We start from the raw sequence: 2,044 nt of genomic DNA on the forward strand, positions 1-2,044 counted from the left end.
TTTTGCATATTTTTGTGAATAAATCAGGTATATAATAATTTAACAATTTTAGTTTCCCTCTCTTAATTGGATGATACAAACTTTGATGCATTGACGAATAAAAATAATCGCCTTTACGTCTTGTTAGCTTTATTTCCGTAATTTTTCAACACAAAATTAGGTTAAATCAATGTTGTGATCAGTGAATTAGCATATTAGACCTTTTTCGTTAGTCGAAGAGTATAAAATTAATGTTAAAAATAGATCCAAACAAACATGAATATTTCTTCATGTTTTTTATAGAAACCTCGCATAACATTACTGCCTACCACAAATTTCAAATAGCTTCTTAGCGTTTTATTTGCTGGGATTCATCTTGCCGTGGTTGTTTGATTTCCGGATTCTGTTCAGCAAATGCTTTCAGCTGCTTTTGCGTTCGCTCACTGATTTCTTGGTGTACATCATTTAATTTATTTTTTAGTTCTGATTTTTGTTGTGGATTAGTTGCTTGCTGAACTTGTTGTTGCAAGCCTTGATAGGACTTATTAAGATCATGGGCTGATAACTTTTTTAGATCATGCTCAGGCTCTTTTGGGGCTTCTTGTAAGCCTAATTGTTTGGTTAACCCGTCGCTAAGCTCAATCACTTTGTTGCTCACTTGCTGGATCTCACTTAAAGCACTATGGATCACGGCTTTATCTTTAGCCCAGGTGGCCACGTAACCGAGTGAGTAGTTGCTGGTATCAACGCCAATATTTTGCATGGCAACATACGCAACCGCTTCGGCTTGGGTTTCCTGATAGGCTCGTGGCCGATCTTTAAAGGCTGATTTTAAGCCGTGTAGCTGGCTATGCGCATATTCGTGGTATAACGTCTTTAGTTTCAAAGCATTGTCGGGCTCATCGCCACCAATGACGATTTCATTAGTGCTGGGTTGAAAATACCCCTTAGCCCCATTTAGCGTCGCTAAAGGAACTTCACTGACTTTAAGGTCGGTTTGCTGGTTTAAATAATCTTTGAACGCGTTATATAAGCTTGTCACATTCTGATGATCGGCCAAATTTTCTTTGACAAAGTCTTTAGCGCTTAGGACAGGGTCACCACTAGTTTGTGCCACGTCGAAGATGGGCAGGTAACGATAACCAACAATGGCCCGTTCGTCGGTAGTATCAAGTCGCTTTTGCTCAGCAGGTGTCAATTTCTTAATAATCGGTGCCGCAATTCGAATGGACTTAGCGCCCTTATTAACGGTGCGGTTAAAATCTGTTTGCCATTGCTTAAATCCCGCGACCTGGGTCGCTTGAGGATTTTGCGCATAAATCAAATCAATGTTTCTGGCGCTATAATGATGGAATTTAGCCAAGGTATTGAGGTACTTTTTAAATTGGCCACTATCAGTTACTTTTAGGATTTGCTGTTCAGCCTGGGCGACTAATTGTGCTTTCCAAGCCTTAACATCTGCTTTATTTGGCATAAGTTACCCCTCCTCATCTTCAAAAATATCATTCAATGTTGGCAATGATCTTATTTGAATCGGGGTCGTGCCATAAAGGGCAACGTAGCCATCGGCTAATTTTTGCCAAGCCACTTGATAGTAAGCTTCATTTCCAGTAATTTCTTTTAAATACTTGTAGGCTCCTTTAGTCTGCAAAACCGGTAATTCACTCCCAATGACTGTTAATTCGTTATCCATTTCATGATCTCCTTTGCGTTGCTAATCTCACCCGTTGTTTGGGTTTACTTTTAGGGTTGTAAAAGTGAACCTAAATGACGGGTTCACCAACCGGAACGTAGTGCAGGGCGGTAGGCAGGTTCTAATCTAAATCAAAACTTAATTTATGGCCGTCAAGCTTTAACTTGGCGTCAAACGACTTTCCCTTTTTGCTCTTGAATCCCTTTAGTTTGCTGGTTTCACCCTTGGTGACTAAGGCTTTGATCGCAGTTTTACCAAGGGTTTTGCTGCTCCATTTCTTGGGTAGGGTAAAGTCCTCACCTTGCTTGGGCTTCACAATGTAAAACTTTTGTTTATTTATGACAGTTACTTGTGGTGTTTCTAAGAACACCT

At 39.9% G+C, this 2,044-nt stretch carries 3 protein-coding genes; all 3 read right to left on the minus strand.

Annotated features, from left to right (window positions below; all coding sequences use genetic code 11):
- Positions 1-328: 328 nt before the first annotated feature.
- Complete coding sequence (locus tag ON15_RS00690) at positions 329-1,453, minus strand: ArdC-like ssDNA-binding domain-containing protein (protein WP_010579545.1); 1,125 nt, start codon at positions 1,451-1,453, stop codon at positions 329-331.
- Positions 1,454-1,456: 3 nt separating this feature from the next.
- Positions 1,457-1,672, minus strand: a complete 216-nt coding sequence (locus ON15_RS00695) for a hypothetical protein (RefSeq protein ID WP_010579546.1) — start codon at positions 1,670-1,672, stop codon at positions 1,457-1,459.
- Positions 1,673-1,793: 121 nt separating this feature from the next.
- A partial coding sequence (locus ON15_RS00700) for a topoisomerase C-terminal repeat-containing protein (RefSeq protein WP_026049408.1) occupies positions 1,794-2,044 on the minus strand: 251 nt, incomplete at its 5' end.

The organism is Liquorilactobacillus vini DSM 20605, from assembly GCF_000255495.1.
GTDB lineage: Bacteria > Bacillota > Bacilli > Lactobacillales > Lactobacillaceae > Liquorilactobacillus > Liquorilactobacillus vini.

Coding starts and splice junctions, on each gene's coding strand:
- ON15_RS00690 (WP_010579545.1), bottom strand. CDS start 1,453: ATGCCAAATAAAGCAGATGTTAAGGCTTGGAAAGCACAATTAGTCGCC.
- ON15_RS00695 (WP_010579546.1), bottom strand. CDS start 1,672: ATGGATAACGAATTAACAGTCATTGGGAGTGAATTACCGGTTTTGCAG.